This window comes from Bacillus sp. A01H, assembly GCF_045277205.1.
GTDB classification, from domain to species: Bacteria; Bacillota; Bacilli; order Bacillales; family Bacillaceae_G; genus Bacillus_A; species Bacillus_A paranthracis.
Genome location: NZ_CP117702.1, coordinates 832,501 through 854,867 on the forward strand (window position 1 = coordinate 832,501; position 22,367 = coordinate 854,867).

At 39.3% G+C, this 22,367-nt stretch carries 21 protein-coding genes, 20 tRNA genes, 2 rRNA genes and 4 riboswitches (1 of these 47 running past the window's edge); of the genes, 41 read left to right on the top strand and 2 right to left on the bottom strand.

The window, feature by feature from the left end:
• The 24 genes from PSR14_RS04365 to PSR14_RS04480 all read left to right on the top strand — a co-directional run.
• Nucleotides 1-2,210, top strand: a 23S ribosomal RNA gene (locus tag PSR14_RS04365); it begins 713 nt to the left of the window's first position.
• 101 nt (nucleotides 2,211-2,311) lie between these two features.
• Nucleotides 2,312-2,427, top strand: a 5S ribosomal RNA gene (gene rrf / locus PSR14_RS04370).
• Between the two features lie 5 nt (nucleotides 2,428-2,432).
• Nucleotides 2,433-2,508, top strand: a tRNA-Val gene (locus PSR14_RS04375).
• An 8-nt stretch (nucleotides 2,509-2,516) separates the two neighbouring features.
• Nucleotides 2,517-2,600: transfer RNA gene (locus tag PSR14_RS04380), tRNA-Tyr, on the top strand.
• A gap of 11 nt (nucleotides 2,601-2,611) precedes the next feature.
• Nucleotides 2,612-2,686 (top strand) — tRNA-Gln (locus PSR14_RS04385).
• Between the two features lie 4 nt (nucleotides 2,687-2,690).
• Nucleotides 2,691-2,766 (top strand) — tRNA-Lys (locus tag PSR14_RS04390).
• A 14-nt stretch (nucleotides 2,767-2,780) separates the two neighbouring features.
• Nucleotides 2,781-2,861 (top strand) — tRNA-Leu (locus tag PSR14_RS04395).
• A 29-nt stretch (nucleotides 2,862-2,890) separates the two neighbouring features.
• Nucleotides 2,891-2,965 (top strand) — tRNA-Gly (locus tag PSR14_RS04400).
• 16 nt (nucleotides 2,966-2,981) lie between these two features.
• Nucleotides 2,982-3,070: transfer RNA gene (locus tag PSR14_RS04405), tRNA-Leu, on the top strand.
• A gap of 3 nt (nucleotides 3,071-3,073) precedes the next feature.
• Nucleotides 3,074-3,147, top strand: a tRNA-Arg gene (locus tag PSR14_RS04410).
• Nucleotides 3,148-3,157: 10 nt separating this feature from the next.
• A tRNA-Pro gene (locus tag PSR14_RS04415) sits at nucleotides 3,158-3,231 on the top strand.
• A 15-nt stretch (nucleotides 3,232-3,246) separates the two neighbouring features.
• Nucleotides 3,247-3,319, top strand: a tRNA-Ala gene (locus PSR14_RS04420).
• A gap of 20 nt (nucleotides 3,320-3,339) precedes the next feature.
• Nucleotides 3,340-3,432: transfer RNA gene (locus tag PSR14_RS04425), tRNA-Ser, on the top strand.
• A 51-nt stretch (nucleotides 3,433-3,483) separates the two neighbouring features.
• A tRNA-Ser gene (locus PSR14_RS04430) sits at nucleotides 3,484-3,576 on the top strand.
• 27 nt (nucleotides 3,577-3,603) lie between these two features.
• A tRNA-Met gene (locus tag PSR14_RS04435) sits at nucleotides 3,604-3,680 on the top strand.
• A gap of 3 nt (nucleotides 3,681-3,683) precedes the next feature.
• Nucleotides 3,684-3,759: transfer RNA gene (locus tag PSR14_RS04440), tRNA-Asp, on the top strand.
• 9 nt (nucleotides 3,760-3,768) lie between these two features.
• Nucleotides 3,769-3,844: transfer RNA gene (locus tag PSR14_RS04445), tRNA-Phe, on the top strand.
• A 9-nt stretch (nucleotides 3,845-3,853) separates the two neighbouring features.
• Nucleotides 3,854-3,926 (top strand) — tRNA-Thr (locus PSR14_RS04450).
• Between the two features lie 6 nt (nucleotides 3,927-3,932).
• Nucleotides 3,933-4,003, top strand: a tRNA-Trp gene (locus tag PSR14_RS04455).
• A 10-nt stretch (nucleotides 4,004-4,013) separates the two neighbouring features.
• Nucleotides 4,014-4,090: transfer RNA gene (locus PSR14_RS04460), tRNA-Ile, on the top strand.
• Between the two features lie 8 nt (nucleotides 4,091-4,098).
• A tRNA-Asn gene (locus tag PSR14_RS04465) sits at nucleotides 4,099-4,173 on the top strand.
• Nucleotide 4,174: 1 nt separating this feature from the next.
• A tRNA-Glu gene (locus PSR14_RS04470) sits at nucleotides 4,175-4,246 on the top strand.
• A 130-nt stretch (nucleotides 4,247-4,376) separates the two neighbouring features.
• Nucleotides 4,377-4,796, top strand: a complete 420-nt coding sequence (locus PSR14_RS04475; protein ID WP_000199015.1) for a CBS domain-containing protein — start codon at nucleotides 4,377-4,379, stop codon at nucleotides 4,794-4,796.
• Nucleotides 4,797-5,090: 294 nt separating this feature from the next.
• Complete coding sequence (locus PSR14_RS04480) at nucleotides 5,091-6,242, top strand: DUF3965 domain-containing protein (RefSeq protein ID WP_000648924.1); 1,152 nt, start codon at nucleotides 5,091-5,093, stop codon at nucleotides 6,240-6,242.
• Nucleotides 6,243-6,466: 224 nt separating this feature from the next.
• Here PSR14_RS04480 and PSR14_RS04485 read toward each other — a convergent pair whose 3' ends face one another.
• Both PSR14_RS04485 and PSR14_RS04490 read right to left on the bottom strand, forming a co-directional pair.
• Nucleotides 6,467-6,805: a hypothetical protein gene (locus PSR14_RS04485; RefSeq protein WP_001137811.1), complete on the bottom strand. Its 339-nt coding sequence runs from the start codon at nucleotides 6,803-6,805 to the stop codon at nucleotides 6,467-6,469.
• A 5-nt stretch (nucleotides 6,806-6,810) separates the two neighbouring features.
• Complete coding sequence (locus tag PSR14_RS04490; RefSeq protein ID WP_001056065.1) at nucleotides 6,811-7,971, bottom strand: SH3 domain-containing protein; 1,161 nt, start codon at nucleotides 7,969-7,971, stop codon at nucleotides 6,811-6,813.
• A gap of 269 nt (nucleotides 7,972-8,240) precedes the next feature.
• Nucleotides 8,241-8,353, top strand: a riboswitch (TPP riboswitch).
• Nucleotides 8,354-8,413: 60 nt separating this feature from the next.
• Nucleotides 8,414-8,516, top strand: a riboswitch (TPP riboswitch).
• A gap of 82 nt (nucleotides 8,517-8,598) precedes the next feature.
• On the opposite strand from PSR14_RS04490, the gene tenA reads away from it, so the two are divergent.
• The 17 genes from tenA (at nucleotide 8,599) to kdpC (ending at nucleotide 22,363) form a co-directional block, all read left to right on the top strand.
• Nucleotides 8,599-9,294: a thiaminase II gene (gene tenA / locus PSR14_RS04495; protein ID WP_000666826.1), complete on the top strand. Its 696-nt coding sequence runs from the start codon at nucleotides 8,599-8,601 to the stop codon at nucleotides 9,292-9,294.
• Nucleotides 9,263-10,012 carry an ABC transporter ATP-binding protein gene (locus PSR14_RS04500; RefSeq protein WP_001256816.1) on the top strand — a complete coding sequence of 250 codons (750 nt, stop codon included), beginning with the start codon at nucleotides 9,263-9,265 and terminating at the stop codon, nucleotides 10,010-10,012. Before tenA ends, PSR14_RS04500 begins: the two co-directional genes overlap by 32 nt.
• Nucleotides 10,012-10,764, top strand: a complete 753-nt coding sequence (locus PSR14_RS04505; RefSeq protein ID WP_098487576.1) for an ABC transporter permease — start codon at nucleotides 10,012-10,014, stop codon at nucleotides 10,762-10,764. Before PSR14_RS04500 ends, PSR14_RS04505 begins: the two co-directional genes overlap by 1 nt.
• Nucleotides 10,761-11,762 carry an ABC transporter substrate-binding protein gene (locus tag PSR14_RS04510; protein WP_000667763.1) on the top strand — a complete coding sequence of 334 codons (1,002 nt, stop codon included), beginning with the start codon at nucleotides 10,761-10,763 and terminating at the stop codon, nucleotides 11,760-11,762. The genes PSR14_RS04505 and PSR14_RS04510 overlap by 4 nt, the downstream gene beginning before the upstream one ends.
• 10 nt (nucleotides 11,763-11,772) lie before the next feature.
• The gene (gene tenI, locus PSR14_RS04515; protein ID WP_000787181.1) at nucleotides 11,773-12,393 is read left to right on the top strand and encodes a thiazole tautomerase TenI; all 621 of its coding nucleotides are present in this window, start codon (nucleotides 11,773-11,775) and stop codon (nucleotides 12,391-12,393) included.
• Nucleotides 12,386-13,495: a glycine oxidase ThiO gene (gene thiO / locus PSR14_RS04520; RefSeq protein WP_098487573.1), complete on the top strand. Its 1,110-nt coding sequence runs from the start codon at nucleotides 12,386-12,388 to the stop codon at nucleotides 13,493-13,495. The genes tenI and thiO overlap by 8 nt, the downstream gene beginning before the upstream one ends.
• Nucleotides 13,496-13,510: 15 nt before the next feature.
• Nucleotides 13,511-13,714: a sulfur carrier protein ThiS gene (gene thiS, locus PSR14_RS04525; RefSeq protein WP_001049505.1), complete on the top strand. Its 204-nt coding sequence runs from the start codon at nucleotides 13,511-13,513 to the stop codon at nucleotides 13,712-13,714.
• A gap of 2 nt (nucleotides 13,715-13,716) precedes the next feature.
• The gene (gene thiG / locus PSR14_RS04530; protein ID WP_000931988.1) at nucleotides 13,717-14,487 is read left to right on the top strand and encodes a thiazole synthase; all 771 of its coding nucleotides are present in this window, start codon (nucleotides 13,717-13,719) and stop codon (nucleotides 14,485-14,487) included.
• Nucleotides 14,480-15,499 carry a thiazole biosynthesis adenylyltransferase ThiF gene (gene thiF / locus PSR14_RS04535; protein ID WP_098487574.1) on the top strand — a complete coding sequence of 340 codons (1,020 nt, stop codon included), beginning with the start codon at nucleotides 14,480-14,482 and terminating at the stop codon, nucleotides 15,497-15,499. Before thiG ends, thiF begins: the two co-directional genes overlap by 8 nt.
• A gap of 15 nt (nucleotides 15,500-15,514) precedes the next feature.
• A complete protein-coding gene (gene thiD / locus PSR14_RS04540) occupies nucleotides 15,515-16,327 on the top strand; it encodes a bifunctional hydroxymethylpyrimidine kinase/phosphomethylpyrimidine kinase (RefSeq protein WP_000867406.1) in 813 nt (270 codons plus the stop codon).
• An 85-nt stretch (nucleotides 16,328-16,412) separates the two neighbouring features.
• A riboswitch (cyclic di-AMP (ydaO/yuaA leader) is annotated at nucleotides 16,413-16,560 on the top strand.
• A 93-nt stretch (nucleotides 16,561-16,653) separates the two neighbouring features.
• The gene (locus PSR14_RS04545; RefSeq protein WP_048558009.1) at nucleotides 16,654-17,040 is read left to right on the top strand and encodes a hypothetical protein; all 387 of its coding nucleotides are present in this window, start codon (nucleotides 16,654-16,656) and stop codon (nucleotides 17,038-17,040) included.
• 16 nt (nucleotides 17,041-17,056) lie between these two features.
• The gene (locus PSR14_RS04550; protein ID WP_048558010.1) at nucleotides 17,057-17,287 is read left to right on the top strand and encodes a hypothetical protein; all 231 of its coding nucleotides are present in this window, start codon (nucleotides 17,057-17,059) and stop codon (nucleotides 17,285-17,287) included.
• Nucleotides 17,288-17,547: 260 nt separating this feature from the next.
• Nucleotides 17,548-17,693: riboswitch (cyclic di-AMP (ydaO/yuaA leader) on the top strand.
• Between the two features lie 99 nt (nucleotides 17,694-17,792).
• Nucleotides 17,793-17,897, top strand: a complete 105-nt coding sequence (locus PSR14_RS04555; protein ID WP_000887891.1) for a hypothetical protein — start codon at nucleotides 17,793-17,795, stop codon at nucleotides 17,895-17,897.
• Entirely contained in the window at nucleotides 17,897-17,974 is a 78-nt protein-coding gene (gene kdpF / locus PSR14_RS04560; protein ID WP_223153441.1) for a K(+)-transporting ATPase subunit F, read from the top strand. Before PSR14_RS04555 ends, kdpF begins: the two co-directional genes overlap by 1 nt.
• A gap of 19 nt (nucleotides 17,975-17,993) precedes the next feature.
• Nucleotides 17,994-19,661 carry a potassium-transporting ATPase subunit KdpA gene (kdpA, locus tag PSR14_RS04565; RefSeq protein ID WP_048558011.1) on the top strand — a complete coding sequence of 556 codons (1,668 nt, stop codon included), beginning with the start codon at nucleotides 17,994-17,996 and terminating at the stop codon, nucleotides 19,659-19,661.
• 13 nt (nucleotides 19,662-19,674) lie between these two features.
• Nucleotides 19,675-21,765, top strand: a complete 2,091-nt coding sequence (kdpB, locus tag PSR14_RS04570; RefSeq protein WP_001248035.1) for a potassium-transporting ATPase subunit KdpB — start codon at nucleotides 19,675-19,677, stop codon at nucleotides 21,763-21,765.
• A gap of 16 nt (nucleotides 21,766-21,781) precedes the next feature.
• Entirely contained in the window at nucleotides 21,782-22,363 is a 582-nt protein-coding gene (gene kdpC / locus PSR14_RS04575; RefSeq protein WP_001085545.1) for a K(+)-transporting ATPase subunit C, read from the top strand.
• Nucleotides 22,364-22,367 lie beyond the last annotated feature (4 nt).

Below are 22,367 nucleotides of genomic sequence, written 5' to 3' on the forward strand. Positions count from 1 at the left end.
AGACCCGAAACCAGGTGATCTACCCATGTCCAGGGTGAAGTTCAGGTAACACTGAATGGAGGCCCGAACCCACGCACGTTGAAAAGTGCGGGGATGAGGTGTGGGTAGCGGAGAAATTCCAATCGAACCTGGAGATAGCTGGTTCTCCCCGAAATAGCTTTAGGGCTAGCCTTAAGTGTAAGAGTCTTGGAGGTAGAGCACTGATTGGACTAGGGGTCCTCATCGGATTACCGAATTCAGTCAAACTCCGAATGCCAATGACTTATCCTTAGGAGTCAGACTGCGAGTGATAAGATCCGTAGTCAAAAGGGAAACAGCCCAGACCGCCAGCTAAGGTCCCAAAGTGTGTATTAAGTGGAAAAGGATGTGGAGTTGCTTAGACAACTAGGATGTTGGCTTAGAAGCAGCCACCATTTAAAGAGTGCGTAATAGCTCACTAGTCGAGTGACTCTGCGCCGAAAATGTACCGGGGCTAAATACACCACCGAAGCTGCGGATTGATACCGAATGGTATCAGTGGTAGGGGAGCGTTCTAAGGACAGTGAAGTCAGACCGGAAGGACTGGTGGAGTGCTTAGAAGTGAGAATGCCGGTATGAGTAGCGAAAGACGGGTGAGAATCCCGTCCACCGAATGCCTAAGGTTTCCTGAGGAAGGCTCGTCCGCTCAGGGTTAGTCAGGACCTAAGCCGAGGCCGACAGGCGTAGGCGATGGACAACAGGTTGATATTCCTGTACCACCTCTTTATCGTTTGAGCAATGGAGGGACGCAGAAGGATAGAAGAAGCGTGCGATTGGTTGTGCACGTCCAAGCAGTTAGGCTGATAAGTAGGCAAATCCGCTTATCGTAAAGGCTGAGCTGTGATGGGGAAGCTCCTTATGGAGCGAAGTCTTTGATTCCCCGCTGCCAAGAAAAGCTTCTAGCGAGATAAAAGGTGCCTGTACCGCAAACCGACACAGGTAGGCGAGGAGAGAATCCTAAGGTGTGCGAGAGAACTCTGGTTAAGGAACTCGGCAAAATGACCCCGTAACTTCGGGAGAAGGGGTGCTTTCTTAACGGAAAGCCGCAGTGAATAGGCCCAAGCGACTGTTTAGCAAAAACACAGCTCTCTGCGAAGCCGTAAGGCGAAGTATAGGGGGTGACACCTGCCCGGTGCTGGAAGGTTAAGGAGAGGGGTTAGCGTAAGCGAAGCTCTGAACTGAAGCCCCAGTAAACGGCGGCCGTAACTATAACGGTCCTAAGGTAGCGAAATTCCTTGTCGGGTAAGTTCCGACCCGCACGAAAGGTGTAACGATTTGGGCACTGTCTCAACCAGAGACTCGGTGAAATTATAGTACCTGTGAAGATGCAGGTTACCCGCGACAGGACGGAAAGACCCCGTGGAGCTTTACTGTAGCCTGATATTGAATTTTGGTACAGTTTGTACAGGATAGGCGGGAGCCTTTGAAACCGGAGCGCTAGCTTCGGTGGAGGCGCTGGTGGGATACCGCCCTGACTGTATTGAAATTCTAACCTACGGGTCTTATCGACCCGGGAGACAGTGTCAGGTGGGCAGTTTGACTGGGGCGGTCGCCTCCTAAAGTGTAACGGAGGCGCCCAAAGGTTCCCTCAGAATGGTTGGAAATCATTCGTAGAGTGCAAAGGCATAAGGGAGCTTGACTGCGAGACCTACAAGTCGAGCAGGGACGAAAGTCGGGCTTAGTGATCCGGTGGTTCCGCATGGAAGGGCCATCGCTCAACGGATAAAAGCTACCCCGGGGATAACAGGCTTATCTCCCCCAAGAGTCCACATCGACGGGGAGGTTTGGCACCTCGATGTCGGCTCATCGCATCCTGGGGCTGTAGTCGGTCCCAAGGGTTGGGCTGTTCGCCCATTAAAGCGGTACGCGAGCTGGGTTCAGAACGTCGTGAGACAGTTCGGTCCCTATCCGTCGTGGGCGTAGGAAATTTGAGAGGAGCTGTCCTTAGTACGAGAGGACCGGGATGGACGCACCGCTGGTGTACCAGTTGTTCTGCCAAGGGCATAGCTGGGTAGCTATGTGCGGAAGGGATAAGTGCTGAAAGCATCTAAGCATGAAGCCCCCCTCAAGATGAGATTTCCCATAGCGTAAGCTAGTAAGATCCCTGAAAGATGATCAGGTTGATAGGTTCGAGGTGGAAGCATGGTGACATGTGGAGCTGACGAATACTAATAGATCGAGGACTTAACCATATAATATGAAGCAATGTTATCTAGTTTTGAAAGAATATAAAAAACTTGTTGACTTTTAAAGTTAAATAAGTTATAATGATTCTTGTCTTAAATGAATACAGTCTGGTAATGATGGCAGAGAGGTCACACCCGTTCCCATACCGAACACGGAAGTTAAGCTCTCTAGCGCCGATGGTAGTTGGGACCTTGTCCCTGTGAGAGTAGGACGTTGCCAGGCAAAATGGAGGATTAGCTCAGCTGGGAGAGCACCTGCCTTACAAGCAGGGGGTCGGCGGTTCGATCCCGTCATCCTCCACCATATATGTCGGAGGGGTAGCGAAGTGGCTAAACGCGGCGGACTGTAAATCCGCTCCTTCGGGTTCGGCAGTTCGAATCTGCCCCCCTCCACCATTCTTAATTAATGGGCTATAGCCAAGCGGTAAGGCAACGGACTTTGACTCCGTCATGCGCTGGTTCGAATCCAGCTAGCCCAGCCATTAAGAGCCATTAGCTCAGTTGGTAGAGCATCTGACTTTTAATCAGAGGGTCGAAGGTTCGAGTCCTTCATGGCTCACCATTTTAACAAAATATGCGGGTGTGGCGGAATTGGCAGACGCACTAGACTTAGGATCTAGCGCCTTTGGCGTGGGGGTTCGACTCCCTTCACCCGCACTTTTAATAAAATAACTCATACATGTCTTGCGGAAGTAGTTCAGTGGTAGAATACAACCTTGCCAAGGTTGGGGTCGCGGGTTCGAATCCCGTCTTCCGCTCCAATTTTCAATATGACATGCCGGGGTGGCGGAACAGGCAGACGCACAGGACTTAAAATCCTGCGGTGGGTGACCACCGTGCGGGTTCGACCCCCGCCCTCGGCACCATATGCGCCCGTAGCTCAATTGGATAGAGCGTTTGACTACGGATCAAGAGGTTAGGGGTTCGACTCCTCTCGGGCGCGCTTTTAATAACGGGAAGTGGCTCAGCTTGGTAGAGCACCTGGTTTGGGACCAGGGGGTCGCAGGTTCAAATCCTGTCTTCCCGATATTCCCAAAAACATGGGGCCTTAGCTCAGCTGGGAGAGCGCCTGCCTTGCACGCAGGAGGTCAGCGGTTCGATCCCGCTAGGCTCCACTTTATTTATTATATGTCTCGGAGGTATACCCAAGTTCGGCTGAAGGGATCGGTCTTGAAAACCGACAGGCGGTGAGAATCGCGCGGGGGTTCGAATCCCTCTACCTCCTCCATTTTCTTTTAAAATGGTTTAGACATAAATAATAAAATATTTTTTCCTTCATGGAGGTATACCCAAGTTCGGCTGAAGGGATCGGTCTTGAAAACCGACAGGCGGCGAGAGTCGCGCGGGGGTTCGAATCCCTCTACCTCCTCCATTTTTTATAAAGTAAATATTTTATCATCGCGGGGTGGAGCAGCACGGTAGCTCGTCGGGCTCATAACCCGAAGGTCGCAGGTTCAAATCCTGTCCCCGCAACCAAATGGTCCCGTGGTGTAGTGGTTAACATGCCTGCCTGTCACGCAGGAGATCGCCGGTTCGACCCCGGTCGGGACCGCCATTTATGTTTGGCTCGGTAGCTCAGTCGGTAGAGCAGAGGACTGAAAATCCTCGTGTCGGCGGTTCGATTCCGTCCCGAGCCACCATTTTTTTATGCCGACTTAGCTCAATTGGTAGAGCAACTGACTTGTAATCAGTAGGTTGGGGGTTCAAGTCCTCTAGTCGGCATCCTTTAGGGGCATAGTTTAAAGGTAGAACTGAGGTCTCCAAAACCTCCAGTGTGGGTTCGATTCCTACTGCCCCTGTAAAGTATATGGGCCTATAGCTCAGCTGGTTAGAGCGCACGCCTGATAAGCGTGAGGTCGATGGTTCGAGTCCATTTAGGCCCACCATATATTATTCCGCAGTAGCTCAGTGGTAGAGCTATCGGCTGTTAACCGATCGGTCGTAGGTTCGAGTCCTACCTGCGGAGCCATGGCCCGTTGGTCAAGTGGTTAAGACACCGCCCTTTCACGGCGGTAACACGGGTTCGAATCCCGTACGGGTCATAAAAAAAGAGTCAGCAATATGCTGACTCTTTTTTATTGTGCGTTCATTCTCCTTTATCAACTGATTTTCCTGAAATAAATAAAGGGATTTAGGAAAAGCTATGGTATGTATAAAAAGGAGGAGATACAAATGACACGAGTGAGAGACTTGATGAGCACTCATATTGTACAGTGTACACCGTTAGACAATGTATATGAAGCTGCTGTAAAGATGAAAGAAGAATCGATTGGATTGATCCCGGTTGTTGAAAATGAACAAGTTGTTGGTCTTGTTACGGACCGAGATTTAGTTGTTCGAGGGATTGCTGAAAAACATCCTGGATCTAATAAAATTACAAATGTAATGACAAAAAACATTGTTTCAGTTTCTCCAGATGATCCTATTGAAAAGGCTACAGAGTTAATGGCACAGTATCAAATTAGACGATTGCCAGTAGTTGAGAGTGGTCAACTCGTTGGGATGTTAGCACTAGGAGATTTAGCTATAAAAGAATCGGCAGATGATCAAGCGGGATTTGCTTTAAGTGAAATATCAGAGCATACGGAATGAAGTGAGACTTTAATTAGTGTAATACGTTACGTATAAAAATCAGATACATTATTCTAGTATATAGGGTTAAGCTAATATGTTAGCATGATGTATCTGAGCCATTATATAATAAGTATACAGTTAGTAATTTCGACAGTTTATTTAAATTTGTCATTCCTAATTATAAATAAGAGAAAAAATGATATACTGATAGATATAAGTATTATGATTGATTTCGAATATAACAATATTTATTGTTAATGATGTGATAATGGATTAATATTTCCTATGTAGATAAAAGGGAAGGGGAATTATATGAAGGCTGTACAGCGCGATCCAAATTGGAATTTGGTTACAGATACATATATAGAACCAAATAATTTCGCTGAATTATTTTCTTTGCTTGTACCTTGTCATCCAAAAGGTGAAGGGAAAGAACGAACTATATTAGTGTGGAAAGAAAAAGAATTTTATAAAGAAGAAAATTTAGCGGCATTTATCGTATATGGAATGAATAAAGCAAAGAATTTACCGCAATTTCATAAAGACGAAATTCCAACTTTAGTACGTATTCTTCGCTTATGCCAAGAAATTGGTTGGTATGAAGAAGCGAATACTTTTATGGTAACTCAAGGGCTAGCTGAGTTTGTTCATACTTCATTGGAATATGAAACGTGGGATCTTTTGACGCAGGCGGTTGCTTTAAACTATTTAATAATTAAATATCGTATTGGTGAATTAACTGATGGAGATGTAGAAATTTGGGATAGAGTTAAATTTAATGAGAAATGTATAACAGACTGTAAACATTTATTATCCCATAAAGAAGTATTAGAATTTACATTTTTTTATATGTGTAAGAGAGCTAAGTCACTATCAAAAGAGCAATTAAATAGTGATATGATGAGTTTAGCGATGTATTGTAATACTTTTGTTTATGACTTATATACATATGATTTATTACGAAAGTATCGTAAGTGTACAGACTTTCTATCATATTATGGACCTAGTCAAGCGGTGTTAGCTTGCCAAAGAGCTGTACTTTCTCAAATTTCAGATCGATTAGACCCACTCAAGACTACTCATGTAGATGATTATTTATATGTAATGAAAGATATGATGGAGCATATGACGATAGGGATAATGGATCGATATGATCATTTTATTGGAAAGTTATTATCATATGTGCCATTTTTTGAAATGATCCAAGTTCCACAACATGCATATTATTGTGAAGAATTATTGTATATTTGTAAGGGCATTAAATATAAAGAAGAAATATTACGCAATTATATATTTATACAATTACATGACTGTTTACCATCTTTCTTTAAACTGTTTCTTAAAAATAAGCGTTATGCAACGATTCATGATATTCTGTTCTATTGGTGTGATGATGAACAAAGAATGAGCTTAGAGAAAAAATATAATCTTAGCTTTATTTATGAAAAATATGCTTGTGGATAAAGGGCACTTTCTATATAAATTAAAAAGGATCTCAATTGTGAGATCCTTTTTTTATTAGTAAAGCAAGGAGAATGTAATTAAGACGAGAAATAACATTCCATAAAGGAGAAATTGTGCCGTATAGCTTCCTTGTATACCAAAAAAAGTATTTGTTTTTTTGTATAAATTCAATATATATTTTATCGGATTATCTTTGAAAGATTGGTACACAGTGTCTCCTCTTTCTAAGCTTCTTGTTCGTGTTTTTTGTTATTAGGGACATGAATGTATCTAGCTATGAATAATAAAACAGCCATAAAAAATACGGGAAATACGGTAGATAAATAAAAACCATTACTAATAATATTTGTTATTAAAGCACTTAATAGAAAAATGGCATTATAAATATGGGCAATTTTTTGTTTTAGTTGAACTTGAAAAGCTTCCATCATAATTTCTAAAGCAACAAAAGCAATGATAATAGATAAAAATACAGTATTTGTATTATAAATTACTAAGCAACAGATTAAGCCTAAAAAGGCTAAGTATTCAATTAAGAGAGGTATATTGATATTGCGTGGCATACAATTTACCTAACTAAATATGGCAGTGGGTTTACTGCATTTGTTTTTTCAAAATTCCATTCTCCATTGTGTAATTCAAAATGAAGATGTTGCCCGTATGAATGACCTGTGTTTCCCATATGACCTACTAATTGTCCAGCTTGTACTTGATCACCAGCTTGTACAGTGCGATCTTTCATGTGAGCATAGACTGTTGTATATAATTTCCCGTTTATTTGATGGGCGATGAACACAACATTGCCATAGCTAGCTGAATAATATGATTTCACGACTTTACCTGCCGCAGCAGCCTGGATAGAGACATTACCCTGAGCTGCAATATCTATACCATAATGCATTTGTTCCCAGCGTATATCAAAGGTTGAGCTAATTCTTCCTTGAGTAGGGAATTTGAAAACTGCTGGAATGGAAGTAGGTTGAGTCGTTTGAGCTTGTGATTGCGTTTGATTTTGCACCACATAATGCTTTGCCACATATCCGTATCCTGTGCCAAAACGAATTTTATACCAAGTTCCTACAGTTTCCACTACTTGTAATTGTGTACCATTTTGCAATGAACCAAGTAGTGCGCTACTTGTACTAGCGTTGCTACGTACATTAAGCTTAGGTGTTGCAACTGTGTATTTCGTATTATTTTGAACTGTGATGCCTTTTACTAAAGGCTGTGAACCATTAGATACGAATGCTTTTTGTACGTAACCTGTTTTGCCATTATGTAAAATTTTATACCACTCGCCTTGTTCTTCTTGAATGGTAACGAATTTTCCATTTGGTAATACATCTAAAATTGAAGATTCTAAATCAGGTTCAGAACGAACGTTTAATGCATTGGCATTGACGATATATTGATTATTAGATTGAAGTTTGTTTTTTAGTAGAATAGAATCTTTTTGTACATAACCTACTTTATTATCAACAGATACTTTATACCAGTCATTAGTTGTTTCAAGTATATTCACTTTCGTATTAAAGCGAATTGTATCAATTGCTGAGCTATTTGTGTTATCTTTTGTATGTAAGGCTACTTGATCGACTTTGACATATCCAGTTTTCACATTAGATAATTGTTCAGCGTTGGCTGTTTGTACATTTGTTTCTCCCATAGAAGGAAGTAAAGAAGCAATTGCGACAGTAGTTGCTGTTAAAGCAGTAGCTTTCATATTCATATAATAGAGACCTCCTCTAGTTGTATAGTTGTAATTTTATTATAGTATAAAGATATAATATAGTGGGTGTATTCACATAAATGTAATATGAAATCAATATAAAAATAAATTTTTCGAGGATAATGATTCCTTTTTATCCAATTCATTAGGATAATAATTTCTAAGATAGAATATAAGTATTATATGGTTTTGTTATTTTGTTGACAATTGGGAAAATTAAAACAGTTGATGATGTCTTATTACGGTGTTATACTGACAGTGATAATTTTATAGTTTGCTAGGAGAGCTGGTGTTGCCAGCTGAGAGTAAGACCTTAAGTCTTTGATCCTTTTTATTACCTGATCTAGATTATGCTAGCGTAGGGAAGCAATTCGGACACTAATAATGAGTCCCCGTTTCTTTGCGTATAGAAACGGGGCTTTTTTATTTGAAAATTTCATATTGAAACCACTAGGGGTGCTTGTTGTGCTGAGAGAGGAATAATCCTTAACCCTTACAGACCTGATCTAGATAATACTAGCGAAGGGAAGTGGAGCAACGAATAAATTATAATTTTATTTGCTGTAACCACTTCTTATTTAGAAGTGGTTTTTTATTTAGATATATAAATTGAAAGGGGATAGAGAAATGAAATTTTGCGATAGATTATTAGAAACTGTACAACCAGTTTGGGAGATGAGTCATAATCATCCATTTGTTGTAGGTATGGGGGATGGTACGTTAGAAAAAGATAAGTTTCAGTATTATATTATTCAAGATTATTTATACTTGTTAGATTATGCAAAGTTATATGCGATCGGTGTTGTAAAGGCAACAAATCCACAAGTTATGGGGAAATTTGCTGAACAAATTGATGGGATATTAAATGGAGAAATGACAATTCATAAACAGTATGCAAAAAGACTTGGAATTTCTATAGAGGAGATAGAGTCTGCAAAGCCATCTGCTAAAAATTTAGCTTATACAAATTACATGATGTCTGTATCTCAAAATGGCACACTTGCAGAATTAATAGCAGCACTTCTTCCGTGTATGTGGAGCTACTGGGAAATTGGAAAGCGTTTAAATGATATTCCTGGAGCAAGGGACCATGAATTTTTTGGTGAGTGGATTCAAGGATATAGTTCTGAAGAGTACGGCAACCTCTGTATTTGGTTAATCGATTTATTAAATGAAATGGCAGTTGGAAAGTCTGAAAAAGAGCTAGACCGATTAGAGGAGATTTTCCTATATTCCAGTCGATTTGAATATTTATTCTGGGATATGTCCTATCGTAAGGAGATGTGGGGATTTGAGGAGCAAGAACATACTACAGTTTCATAATGTTTCTTTTCATTATGATGAGAAGCCAATCATTAATGAATTAAATGCTTCTATACAAGATAAAGAGTTTGTAAGCATTATCGGACCGAGTGGATGCGGGAAAAGTACTTTATTTCGCCTTATTACAGGTTTAGAAGAAGCGAGTACGGGACAGATAGAACTAACAGAAACAAAGAGCCATCCTGTAGGGTATATGCCCCAAAAAGATATGCTCCTGCCATGGAGAACGATTATTGAGAATGCGGCCCTGCCGCTAGAGTGCCAAGGTGTACAGAAGAAAGAAGCACAAATAAAGGCAAAGGAACTGTTACAGAAATTTGGTTTACAGGGATATGAGACAAAATATCCAAAAGATTTATCTGGTGGTATGAGGCAACGCGTATCTTTCATTCGAACTTTATTAACAGGCGGAGAGATATTGCTCTTAGATGAACCGTTTAGCGCGTTGGATGCTTTAACGAAGGCATCTTTGCAGGAATGGTTGTTTGAACAATGGAAAGAGTGGAAAAAAACAATTTTATTTATCACTCATGATGTGGAAGAAGCATTGTTTCTTTCTAATCGAATTTTAGTGGTAGAGCAGCAACCGATAACTACTTTAACCGAGAGGATTGTACCGCTTGATCATAATCGGACAAGAAAAGATTTATATAAACCGGAAGTATTAGCGCTGAAAGATGAGCTTCTTAGTATGTTGCAAAGGCAGGTACTCGTATGATGAACCGGTTGAAGGAGCTATTACCTGCTCTTACACTTTCTAGTATTTTACTTGCTCTTTGGGAAGTAGGCGCAAGAATTGTAGATGAAATGTACATTTTACCGTCACCGTCTGCAATTGTAATGAAGATATGGAAACTAAAAGACATATTATTTACGGTTCATTTGCCAGCAACATTATATGTCGTTTTAATAGGGGTGGCTATTTCTATCGTACTTGGGGTAGGGCTAGCGATGTTAATGAATGCGAGTGATTGGATGGAGAGAGCATTTTATCCATTATTAGTTGCCTCACAAACGATTCCTATTACAGCGCTTGCTCCGCTTTTCGTTTTATGGTTTGGATATACGATCTGGAGTAAGGTTGTTGTTACGGTTTTAATTACGTTTTTCCCAATTGCGGTTAATACGTATGATGGACTGCGCAGTACGAAAAAAGAATGGGAAGAGCTTTTAGTTACGTATGGGGCAACGAAAAAAGATGTTTTTTTTAAATTAAAATTGCCGTCTGCTCTTCCTTATTTTTTCTCAGCTTTAAAAATTGCAGTACCGCTTAGTGTAATTGGGGCGGCAATTGGTGAATGGCTAGGTGCACAAGCGGGGCTAGGATATTTCAGTAAGAGAATGATGACGCAATTAGACGGGGCAGGTGTATTTGCACCCGTTGTATTGTTATCATTATTAGCTATTTTCTTCGTCATACTTATTTCGGTATTAGAAAAGAAATTCATTAGTTGGAGGAAGCATTCATGAAATTTTTTAAACGCATCTTTGTGTTTACATTATTAATTGCAATAGTTGCTGGATGTTCTAGTAATTCAGCATCGGATAAGAGTAAAAAAGAAAAAGAAATAACGGTCATGCTTGATTGGTACCCAAATGCGGTACATAGCTTTATTTATGCGGCAATTGAAAAAGGTTACTTTAAAGAAGAAGGAGTAAAGGTAAATATTAAATTCCCTTCTAATCCGACTGACCCATTAACGTTAGCAGCTGCAGGAAAAGTAACAGTTGGCTTATATTATCAGCCAGATGTTGTCATGGCAAAAGCAAATGAACAAATTCCAGTGAAATCAATTGGAGCTGTCGTACGTTCACCATTAAATCATGTTGTATCGCTGAAGTCTGCAGGCATTCAATCGCCAAAAGATTTAGAGGGTAAAACAGTTGGGTATTCTGGAACACCTTTAAGTGAGATGTATTTAAAAACGATGGTAAAAGAAGCTGGTGGTAATCCAGATACAGTGAAAGTAGTCGATGTTGGTTTTGATTTAGTACCAGCATTAATTACGAAAAAAGTGGATGCGGTAACAGGAGCATATATTAACCACGAAGTACCTGTTATGCGTCATGAAGGTCATGAACCAGCATACTTTAATCCAGCAGATTATGGTGTACCGAATTATCATGAGCTCGTATTTGTAACAGGTGATAAAACATTGAAAAAAGATAAAGAAGCTTTGCAAGCTTTCTTGCGTGGTACGAAAAAAGGCTATGATTTTATGAAGAAAAACCCAGATGAAGCATTGAATATTTTATTAAATCATCAAGAAAAAGAAAACTTCCCACTTGTGCCAGAAGTTGAAAAGGAAAGTATGAAAATTTTATTAGAGAAGATGGAAACGAAAGATGAGCCATTTTTATCAGATTCAAAAGAGTCATGGGAGAAACAAAATAAATGGTTGAAAGATAAAGGAATGACGAAAGAAATCGTTCCGGCCGATGAGTTATTCGAAAACATTTTAAAGTAGGCGAATGAATATGAAAAATGAGCTTCATGTAATCTCAAATGGTCACATGTCATTCGAAGAGTTAGTGAATGTAGCGATGCAAATTGAAAGTGAAATTGATTATTTGCATATTCGTGAGCGTGAGAAAAGTACGAAGGAATTGTATGAAGGTGTGGAAAGTCTTTTGAAGAAGGGCTTTCCAGCATCGAAAATAGTGATAAATGATCGAATTGATATTGCTATTTTATTAAATATTCCGCGCGTGCAGCTAGGATATCGAAGCGCAGATGTAAGGTCAGTGAAAGAAAAGTTTTCTTATTTGCATGTCGGTTATTCTGTGCATTCTTTAGAAGAGGCGATTGATGCATTTAAGAATGGCGCGGATTCACTCGTCTATGGTCATGTATTTCCGACAGATTGTAAAAAAGGTGTGCCAGCGAGAGGGCTTGAAGAAATTTCAGACATTGCAAGGTGTTTATCCATACCGATTACAGCAATTGGAGGAATCACTCCGGAAAACACTGGAGATGTTCTTACTAACGGCGTCAGTGGTATTGCTGTTATGTCTGGGATTATAAGTAGTAGTAACCCGTATAGCAAAGCGAAATCTTATAAGGAATCAATAAGAAAGTGGGCGGAAAAACATGTGTAAGAAGTATGATGTAGCGATAATTGGCGGTGGTGTAATTGGTAGTTCAGTTGCACATTTTCTAGCAGAAAGAGGCCATAAAGTAGCGATTGTAGAGAAGCAACAGATTGCATCTGAAGCCTCGAAAGCAGCCGCTGGTTTACTTGGGGTACAGGCAGAATGGGATGAATATGACCCGCTATTTGAACTTGCGAGAGAAAGCCGTGCTATATTTCCACAACTTGCAGAAGTTTTACGCGAAAAAACAGGCATCGATATTGGGTATGAAGAGAAAGGCATTTATCGCATTGCTCAAAATGAAGATGAGAAGGAAAGAATTCTTCACATTATGGATTGGCAGCAGAAAACCGGTGAAGATTCTTATTTCCTAGCGGGAGATCGTTTGCGAGAGAAAGAGCCGTATCTATCTGAGTCAATTATAGGGGCTGTATATTATCCGAAAGATGGTCATGTTATTGCACCAGAGCTTACGAAAGCATTCGCACATTCCGCATCATTCTCGGGTGCTGATATATATGAGCAAACAGAAGTATTTGATATCCGTATTGAAAATAAGAAAGTGACTGGAATTGTGACAAGCGAAGGTATGATCGCTTGCGAAAAAGTTGTTATTGCGGGTGGCTCATGGAGCACGAAGTTACTAGGTTATTTTCACCGCGAATGGGGTACATATCCAGTTAAAGGAGAAGTAGTAGCGGTCAGAAGTAGAAAACCACTTTTAAAGGCGCCTATTTTCCAAGAAAGATTTTACATTGCACCAAAGCGTGGCGGACGTTACGTAATTGGAGCAACGATGAAGCCCCGTACATTCAATAAAACTGTGCAACCAGAGAGTATTACTTCTATATTAGAGCGCGCGTATACAATATTGCCAGCATTAAAAGAAGCGGAATGGGAAAGCGCATGGGCAGGATTAAGACCACAGTCGAATCATGAAGCTCCTTATATGGGAGAGCATGAAGAAATAAAAGGTTTATATGCTTGCACAGGCCATTATCGAAACGGCATTTTATTAAGTCCTGTTTCTGGTCAATATATGGCTGATTTAATAGAAGGAAAGCAGGAGAATCACTTGCTAGATTCATTGCTTTCTAAAACAGTTTAGAAAGGGGATGGAAGTTTGAATTTAAAAATTAATGGTAATCAAATTGAAGTGCCAGAGAGTGTGAAAACAGTAGCTGAGCTACTTACACATTTAGAGTTAGATAACAGAATTGTTGTAGTAGAGCGTAATAAAGATATTTTACAAAAAGATGATCATACAGATACATCTGTTTTTGATGGAGACCAAATTGAGATTGTAACTTTCGTAGGAGGCGGTTGATTATGTTAAACATTGGACCATTTTCATTTCATTCTAGACTTTTATTAGGAACAGGAAAATTCCCTGATTTTGATGTGCAGCAAAAGGCAATTGATGTATCTGAGGCAGAAATTTTAACGTTCGCAGTACGTCGTATGGATATATTTGATGCAAAGCAGCCTAATTTATTAGAGAGACTTGATGTAAAAAAATATACGTTATTACCGAATACAGCCGGAGCAAAAAATGCTGAAGAAGCTGTTCGTATTGCAAAATTAGCAAAAGCTTCAGGGCTTTGCGACATGATAAAGGTAGAAGTTATTGGTGATGATAGAACGTTATTACCTGATCCGGTAGAGACGTTAAAGGCATCTGAAATGTTACTAGAAGAAGGATTTATCGTACTTCCGTACACATCTGATGATGTTGTATTAGCACGTAAATTACAAGAACTTGGCGTGCATGCGATTATGCCAGGAGCATCTCCAATTGGATCAGGACTTGGTATTGTAAATCCATTGAATTTGAGCTTTATTATTGAACAAGCGACAGTACCAGTTATCGTTGATGCTGGTATCGGTAGCCCGGCTGATGCGGCATTTGCGATGGAATTAGGAGCAGATGGTGTGTTATTAAATACAGCTGTATCAGGAGCAAAAGATCCTATTAAAATGGCACAAGCAATGAAATTAAGTATTGAGGCAGGCCGTTTAGGCTTTGAAGCAGGTCGTATTGCACGTAAACGTTGTGCAACGGCAAGTAGTCCTTTAGAAGGAATGAGCGTAGTTGAATAATCGATATTCTCGCCAAGAACTATTTTCTCCAATTGGAGAAGAAGGACAGCAAAAGATAAGGGAAAAGCATGTGCTTATTATCGGTGCAGGCGCACTAGGTAGTGCAAATGCAGAAATGTTTGTAAGAGCTGGTGTTGGTACAGTAACGATTGTTGACCGGGATTATGTCGATTGGAGTAATTTACAAAGGCAGCAATTGTATGCAGAGAGTGATGTGAAAAATAATCTTCCGAAAGCTGTAGCAGCGAAGAAGCGTCTAGAAGAGATTAATAGTGAAGTAAGAGTAGAAGCGCTCGTTCAAGATGTAACAGCTGAGGAGTTAGAAGAACTCGTTACAAACGTTAATGTAATGATTGATGCAACTGATAATTTCGAAACGCGTTTCATTGTGAATGATATGGCACAAAAATATGCTATTCCATGGATTTACGGAGCATGTGTAGGAAGTTATGGTCTTTCTTACACAATCCTTCCTAGTAAAACGCCATGTTTATCTTGTTTATTACAATCGATTCCGCTTGGCGGATCGACATGTGATACAGCGGGGATTATATCACCTGCTGTATCTCTCGTCGTTTCTCATCAAGTAACGGAAGCTCTTAAACTGTTAGTGGAAGATTACGAATCACTTCGAGATGGACTTGTATCGTTTGATGTATGGAAGAATGAATATTCATGTATGAATGTGCAAAAGCTTCGTAAACATAATTGCCCTTCGTGCGGAGAGAATGCATTATATCCTTATTTAAACAAAGAAAATACATCGAAAACAGCAGTGTTATGCGGGAGAAATACAGTTCAAATTAGACCACCTCATAAAGAGGAAATGGATTTTGAACGATACAAAGAGCTGCTGCATGATCGTGTAAATGATTTAAATGTAAATCCATATTTATTATCATTTTCTGTGGAAGAAAAGAGATTAGTTGCTTTTAAAGATGGTCGTGTACTTGTACATGGAACGAAAGATATAAGTGAAGCAAAAACAGTTTATCATCGTTATTTTGGATAGAAAAGGATGAGTGGGATGAAAGTAAATAAAGCTTTAACAATTGCAGGATCTGATAGCGGTGGCGGTGCCGGCATTCAAGCAGATTTAAAAACATTCCAAGAGCTTGGTGTGTATGGGATGACGGCTATTACGGCAATTACTGCTCAAAACACGCTTGGCGTTCAAGGGGTATATCCAGTTTCGTTAGAAGGTATTACGGAACAGTTGAATTCAATTGGTACGGATTTAACACCAGATGCTGTGAAATTAGGAATGTTATTTAGCAGCGAAATTATTCAAATTGTAGCAGAACATATTAATAAATTTGGCTGGAATAATATTGTACTAGATCCTGTTATGATTGCTAAGGGCGGTGCATCATTATTACAGCAAGAAGCAGTACAAGCGTTAAAAGAATATTTATTGCCAGTAGCAACAGTTGTAACGCCGAATGTTCCTGAGGCAGAAGTGTTAACGGGGCTAGAAATTCATAACGTTGAAGATAGTAAAGAGGCTGCAAAAGTATTGCATGAATTAGGGGCGAAATATGTACTTATGAAGGGCGGACATGCAGAATATCAAGGTAATGAAGTAATTGATTTACTTTTTGATGGAGAAAAGTTTATTGAATTTAGAAGTGAACGAATTCCTTCAAAGCAAACGCATGGAAGCGGGTGTACATTTGCTTCAGCGGTTACAGCTGGACTTGCGAAAGGATACTCAATTGAAGAGGCAGTTCAAGAAGCAAAACAATTTATTAGTATAGCAATTGAAGAGCCGCTACATATTGGAAGTGGTCATGGACCGACGAATCATTTTGCATATAAATTGAATAAAGCACATGTATAAGTAGACAAAAGTCAGTTGTATAACTGGCTTTTTTTTCTGTTTACTTTTTCTAGATACAAGAGTAATATATCAGCCAGAATATATTTTTTGTAATACGCTGAGTCCAATTATATGGAGCGGAGGAACCAATTTGTGCAGTGTCACTAGGGGTGAATCTTTCAATTTTGAAATTAGGGCTACTCTCAAAGTCCGAATCCGACAGCTAACTTCGTAAGCGTCTTGAGAGAGGACGGTGCCATGATGGATACATCACTTCATCGATCTGATTAGTATAGGGGAATATCAATCTATGTTTGAGTTCTTTTATGCTAAGGAGGATGAGGTATATGGAACTAACACTTATTTGTGTTGGAGAAGAAAGCAAGGTAAATAGTTTAATAGATTTAGTAGCGTTTCAACATGAGTTAATTATTTTTACCGCAAATGAAGAGATAGCGGCTGAAGTGAGGAATTGTGGGTTTGATTGGACGTATAGCTGTAGTAAGGAGCAGGATTTTGCTAGTGTTTGTGAGTGTATTAAGAAGGTGATTTTACTAGGAGATGAGCTTCCAATTATTAGCTTCTTTACAGAACACATTCGCTTTTCTTTTCAAGCACCTATTACTGTTGTTACAAGGAATAAACGATACCCAGCGAGGCTCTATGAAACAATTGGAGCTACATTTGTCATGTTTACGAATTGTGATAATATTTCTTTTTTATTTTTTGAATAGGGCGGGGGAGAAGAAGATGAAGGTGTTGTTACTAGGAGATATAGCGAATCGTTGGGCGGTATCGATAGAGCGAGTTCAAGAATTGGTGGTGCTCGATCCTATTTTTCCAAGGCCTTATATCATATTGCCATCGAAAGACGCTTTATACTTAAAAACAGATGTGATCGAATATGAGCAACTACATGCAGAATTGTCACAAGTTTATATTCGCGGGAGAAATTTACGTACTTTTTTACGAGGAGAATAAATAGTGAATAAAAAAGAGCGAATGCTAAGTGCAACAAGCTATGCACTTCATGTCATTCGCTCTTTTTATTTCGTATTTAAAAGATCATTTATGTGAAAAAGAAAGAAAAGACGAGAAAACAGATGAAAAAATATTAATAACACTTAATGTAAGCGTTTAAATAGATGGATATTTTCTTATTTTCAGTAATTTAGCTCTTTACAAGTGAAAAATAGAGGAGTATATTTACTCTCATAAATCATTCATAAAATTTCCAAAAAAACCTAAAATCGCTGAGTTCCAGAAATGGAGCGGGGGAACCAATTTTGTGCATCGTCACTTGGGGTGAATCTTTCAGTTTTGAAAGTAGGGCTACTCTTTAGGCCCGAATCCGACAGCTAACCTCGTAAGCGTTTAGAGAGGAGGTTTACTTTTTGTTGTTCATTTTTTGAACACTGAGTAGAGCTCAGTGTTCTTTTTTAATATTTTAATGGTAAATTTTAACAATTAGAAATGAGGAATAGCCATGTTAGATGTTGTAATGATCGGGATTTTTGTTGTGTTAGTTGCATCGATGATAAGCCTTGCAAGTTGGTCAGATAAAGTTGTGAAAGAAGGGAAGCAATCATGATGATTGTTTTATCAGTTATTGTTGCAGCAATTACGGTGTACTTAGTGTATGCATTATTAAATCCGGAAAAGTTTTAATTAGGGGGAGTTATTCATTATGATCTGGGTTGCAGTCGTTATTACAATGCTATTGTTTATTCTTGTGGCAAAGCCAACGGGAATTTATTTAGAGAAAGCCTTTCAAGGTAGTAAAAAGCTAGATAAAGTATTCGGGCCTTTTGAAAAATTTATTTTTAAAATTACGGGTGTAAAAGCATACAATCAAACGTGGAAACAGTACGCATTATCATTAGTTTTATTAAATGGATTTATGATTGTTGTCGTATATTTCATTTTCAGACTACAAGGAGTATTGCCATTAAATCCAGCACACATTGAAGGAATGGAGCCTACGCTCGCTTTTAATACAGCAATTAGTTTTATGGCTGATACGAACTTACAGCATTATAGCGGTGAAAATGGTTTATCTTATTTATCACAATTAATCGGAATTACATTCTTAATGTTTGCAGCACCGGCAACGACGTTAGCGCTCGTTATGGCATTTATAAGAGGGCTTGCTGGAAAAGAACTCGGTAACTTTTTCGTTGATTTTACGAGAGCATTAACGAGAGTGTTTCTTCCTATCGCATTTATGGCGGCACTAGTCTTTGTCGCACTTGGTGTACCACAAACGTTAGACGGGGCAGTTACGGCGCAAACGATTGATGGCGCGAAACAAAGTATTTTACGCGGGCCACTTGCATCATTCGTGTCCATTAAGGAACTTGGAAATAACGGCGGTGGATTTTTCGGAGCTAACTCTACACATCCTTTCGAAAATCCAGGGCAAATGAGTAATATTTTGCAAATGATGCTTATGATGTTATTGCCAACAGCACTTCCATTTACGTACGGACGAATGGTAGGAAATAAAAAACAAGGTCGCATCCTTTTCGTTTCACTATTCATGGTGTTTTTACTAGGGTTTATAACAATTACGACATCTGAACTAAACGGGAATCCAGCACTAAATGAAATGGGTATTGAACATGTACAAGGAAGTACAGAAGGAAAAGAAGTAAGGTTCGGAACAGTATTTTCTTCACTATACGCAACAGTAACGACAGCTGCTGAAACCGGAGCGGTGAATACGATGCATGATACGTTAACACCAATTGGCGGTCTAGTCCCGCTCGTAAATATGATGTTAAATACAGTATACGGCGGCGTTGGAGCAGGCTTTGTGAACATTATTATGTATGCGATTATCGCAGTCTTTATATCTGGATTAATGGTCGGACGGACACCAGAGTTTTTAGGTAAGAAAATTGAAGGTAAGGAAATGAAATTAATTGCGGTAACGATACTATTTCATCCATTGCTCATTTTAGGATTTTCGGCATTAGCTCTTTCTACACATTTAGGAACAGAAGCGATTTCTAACTCGGGCTTCCACGGTTTAACACAAGTTGTTTATGAGTATACGTCATCAGCTGCGAATAACGGATCTGGATTTGAAGGGTTAGCAGATAATACACCGTTTTGGAATATTACAACTGGTTTAGTTATGTTTTTAGGACGCTATTTCAGTTTAATTACGATGCTAGCTGTTGCAGCTTCATTGAAAGAGAAGACGGTTGTGCCAGAAACAGTCGGAACGTTCCGTACGGATAATAGTTTATTTGGCGGCATTTTCATCGGAACAATTGTAATTGTCGGTGCATTAACATTCTTCCCAATGTTGGTACTCGGTCCAATTGCAGAATTTCTTACATTGAAGTAATGGAGGGTAAATGATGAGACCGGTAGTAGTAAAAGAAAAAAGAGTAAATGAGTCACAAATGCATGTTGTAGAAGATGAAGTTAGACAAGCGAAAACGATGGATCGTGATATCGTAACAAATGCGATGAAACAATCCTTTGCGAAATTGAATCCAAAAGTCATGATAAAGAATCCGATTATGTTTGTTGTAGAAATTGGATTTATCATTACGTTCATTTTATCGTTTCTTCCAAGTCATTCTAGTAGTGTACCAGGATGGTTTAATATAACAGTTTCTTTCATTCTCTTATTTACAGTTTTATTTGCTAATTTTGCAGAAGCATTAGCGGAAGGACGGGGGAAAGCGCAAGCCGATTCTTTAAAACAGTCGAAGAAAGATGTGTTTGCCAATGTTGTAAAAGAAAATGGGAACATTGTTCAAGTTTCAGCAACGGATCTAAGAAAAGGTGATGTTGTTATTGTAAAACAAGGAGAAATGATTCCAAGTGATGGGGAAGTCATAAAAGGATTAGCATCTGTTGATGAATCTGCGATTACAGGGGAATCAGCTCCTGTAATAAAAGAAGCTGGCGGTGATTTTTGTTCCGTAACAGGCGGTACGATGGTTGTAAGTGATGAGATTACGATTATCATTACGAGTAATCCTGGTGAATCATTTATTGATAAAATGATCTCTTTAGTAGAAGGGGCTGCTCGTCAAAAAACACCGAATGAAATTGCTTTAAATACAGTATTAACGAGTTTAACGCTTATTTTCTTAATCGTTGTTGTGACGCTGCCGATTTTCACAAATTATTTAGGGTTTCAAATTGATACAGCTGTACTTGTAGCATTGTTAGTTTGTTTAATTCCAACGACAATTGGTGGATTATTATCAGCGATTGGTATTGCCGGGATGGACCGTGTGACAAAGTTTAATGTGTTAGCAATGTCGGGTAAAGCAGTAGAAGCTGCGGGCGATATTAATACAATTATTTTAGATAAAACGGGTACGATTACTTTTGGGAACCGAATGGCTCATACATTATTACCTGTAGGAAATGAAACGATTGAGCAAGTTGGAAAGTGGGCTGCGATTAGCTCAGTTTTAGATGAAACACCAGAAGGTCGATCTGTTATCGAGTATGTGCAAGCGAAATCTATATCATATAATAGAGAACTTGCGGAACAAGGTGAGTTTGTTCCATTTAAAGCAGAAACGAGAATGAGTGGTGTTGATTTACAGGACGGAACGAAAGTGAGAAAAGGTGCTGTCGGTAGCGTGATTGAATGGGTTCAGTCACAAGGTGGAACAATTCCGAAAGATGTAAATCAAAAAGCAGATTTCATTTCAAAAGAGGGTGGAACACCACTTGTAGTTGCAGTGAATAATCGTATTTACGGTTTAATCTATTTAAAAGATACAGTAAAACCTGGTATGCGTGAACGTTTTGAACAGTTACGTCAAATGGGGATTAAAACGGTTATGTGTACAGGGGATAACCCATTAACAGCAGCAACCATTGCAAAAGAAGCAGGAGTAGATGAGTTTGTTGCTGAGTGCAAACCAGAAGATAAAATTGCAGTTATTAAAGCAGAGCAGGATAAAGGGAAACTTGTAGCGATGACAGGTGATGGTACAAATGATGCACCGGCATTAGCGCAGGCTGACGTTGGATTGGCGATGAATAGTGGTACGACAGCTGCGAAAGAAGCAGCGAATATGATTGATTTAGATTCGAATCCAACGAAGATTATTGAGGTAGTAGGAATCGGTAAGCAATTGTTAATGACACGCGGTGCGTTAACGACATTTAGTATTGCAAATGATATCGCAAAATATTTTGCAATCATTCCAGCAATGTTTACACTTGCGATTCCGCAAATGGAAGCATTGAACATTATGAAACTAACATCACCACTGTCAGCGATTTTATCAGCATTACTATTTAATGCAGTTATTATTCCATTACTCATTCCATTGGCGATGAAAGGTATCGCATATAAACCGATGAGTTCGAATGCACTACTGGGCCGAAACCTACTTATTTATGGGCTTGGTGGAGTGATTGTACCGTTCATTGGAATTAAAGTAATTGATATGATTGTCGGCTTGTTCATATAAGGAAGAGGGGAAAGAGATGGCGAAGAAACAAAGTATACTATCACCAATCATCCGGATTACTTTTACATTTTTAGTGTTGTGTGGACTTGTATATCCGCTTATTATTACTGGTATTGCACAAGCAGTAATGAAGGATAATGCGGATGGAAGTCTAATATATAATGATAAAAATGAAGTGATTGGTTCTAAATTAATCGGTCAAAATTTCACAGATCCACGTTATTTTCATGGGCGTGTTTCTAGTATTGAATATAAAGCAGAAGCGTCTGGTTCAAATAACTATGCACCGTCTAATCCAGATTTAGAGAAACGAGTAGAGAAAAGTATTGAAGAGTGGAAGAAACAAAATCCGAGCGTTCCAGTTACAGAAGTACCAATCGATTTAGTGACAAATTCAGGTTCAGGGCTTGATCCTGATATTAGTCCGAAGGCAGCTTCCGTACAGGTAGAGCGTATCTCAAAATTAACGAAAATTCCGAAAGAAACGCTAGAGCAATTGATTAAAGATCAAACAGAAGGTGCGGCACTTGGTTTATTTGGAGAGACCCGCGTAAACGTCTTAAAGTTAAATTTAGAATTACAGAAACTACTGAAATAGTAAC

Excerpts from the sequence above, each read along its gene's own strand:
- PSR14_RS04550 (WP_048558010.1), top strand. The coding sequence starts at position 17,057 with ATGAAGGTGTTGTTACTAGGAGATATAGCGAATCGTTGGGCGGTATCG.
- PSR14_RS04510 (WP_000667763.1), top strand. The coding sequence starts at position 10,761 with ATGAAATTTTTTAAACGCATCTTTGTGTTTACATTATTAATTGCAATA.
- thiG (WP_000931988.1), top strand. The coding sequence starts at position 13,717 with ATGTTAAACATTGGACCATTTTCATTTCATTCTAGACTTTTATTAGGA.
- PSR14_RS04555 (WP_000887891.1), top strand. The coding sequence starts at position 17,793 with ATGTTAGATGTTGTAATGATCGGGATTTTTGTTGTGTTAGTTGCATCG.
- PSR14_RS04545 (WP_048558009.1), top strand. The coding sequence starts at position 16,654 with ATGGAACTAACACTTATTTGTGTTGGAGAAGAAAGCAAGGTAAATAGT.
- thiD (WP_000867406.1), top strand. The coding sequence starts at position 15,515 with ATGAAAGTAAATAAAGCTTTAACAATTGCAGGATCTGATAGCGGTGGC.
- PSR14_RS04505 (WP_098487576.1), top strand. The coding sequence starts at position 10,012 with ATGAACCGGTTGAAGGAGCTATTACCTGCTCTTACACTTTCTAGTATT.
- kdpF (WP_223153441.1), top strand. The coding sequence starts at position 17,897 with ATGATTGTTTTATCAGTTATTGTTGCAGCAATTACGGTGTACTTAGTG.
- thiO (WP_098487573.1), top strand. The coding sequence starts at position 12,386 with ATGTGTAAGAAGTATGATGTAGCGATAATTGGCGGTGGTGTAATTGGT.
- PSR14_RS04475 (WP_000199015.1), top strand. The coding sequence starts at position 4,377 with ATGACACGAGTGAGAGACTTGATGAGCACTCATATTGTACAGTGTACA.
- tenA (WP_000666826.1), top strand. The coding sequence starts at position 8,599 with ATGAAATTTTGCGATAGATTATTAGAAACTGTACAACCAGTTTGGGAG.
- kdpA (WP_048558011.1), top strand. The coding sequence starts at position 17,994 with ATGATCTGGGTTGCAGTCGTTATTACAATGCTATTGTTTATTCTTGTG.
- PSR14_RS04480 (WP_000648924.1), top strand. The coding sequence starts at position 5,091 with ATGAAGGCTGTACAGCGCGATCCAAATTGGAATTTGGTTACAGATACA.
- kdpC (WP_001085545.1), top strand. The coding sequence starts at position 21,782 with ATGGCGAAGAAACAAAGTATACTATCACCAATCATCCGGATTACTTTT.
- PSR14_RS04490 (WP_001056065.1), bottom strand. The coding sequence starts at position 7,971 with ATGAATATGAAAGCTACTGCTTTAACAGCAACTACTGTCGCAATTGCT.
- tenI (WP_000787181.1), top strand. The coding sequence starts at position 11,773 with ATGAAAAATGAGCTTCATGTAATCTCAAATGGTCACATGTCATTCGAA.
- kdpB (WP_001248035.1), top strand. The coding sequence starts at position 19,675 with ATGAGACCGGTAGTAGTAAAAGAAAAAAGAGTAAATGAGTCACAAATG.
- PSR14_RS04485 (WP_001137811.1), bottom strand. The coding sequence starts at position 6,805 with ATGCCACGCAATATCAATATACCTCTCTTAATTGAATACTTAGCCTTT.